Genomic DNA, 257 nt, shown 5'->3' with positions numbered 1-257 from the left:
GTAGCAGTTGTGGAAATGTGAAAAATATGTCATTGTCTGAGCGAGTCTATTCTTGTATATGCGGTGTAAATCTCGATAGAGATTATAACGCAGCTATCAATATCAAAAATGAAGCAATACGCCTATTGGCGTTAGTATAGATAGCAATAAAATAACCCTTGGAACAAGGGAGTTAGCTCGGCTGTCTTAGGACGAATTCGTTAGCTACCAAAAGTAACGACTAACCGAGAAGCCCCCACTTCAAACAGTCCGTTAGG

General features: G+C 40.5%; 1 protein-coding gene. It reads left to right on the top strand.

Going from position 1 to position 257, the window contains the following annotated elements; translation table 11 throughout:
* The coding region (locus tag EBQ15_RS30970) for a zinc ribbon domain-containing protein (RefSeq protein ID WP_164514055.1) at window positions 1-140 on the top strand (140 nt) is incomplete at its 5' end.
* Window positions 141-257: the final 117 nt, after the last annotated feature.

This window comes from Bacillus sp. 2D03 (genome assembly GCF_003946765.1).
In the GTDB taxonomy this organism is placed as follows: Bacteria; Bacillota; Bacilli; order Bacillales; family Bacillaceae_G; genus Bacillus_A; species Bacillus_A cereus.
Note: the sequence above shows the minus strand (reverse complement) of the source record. Positions and strands in the feature narration are given on the sequence as shown.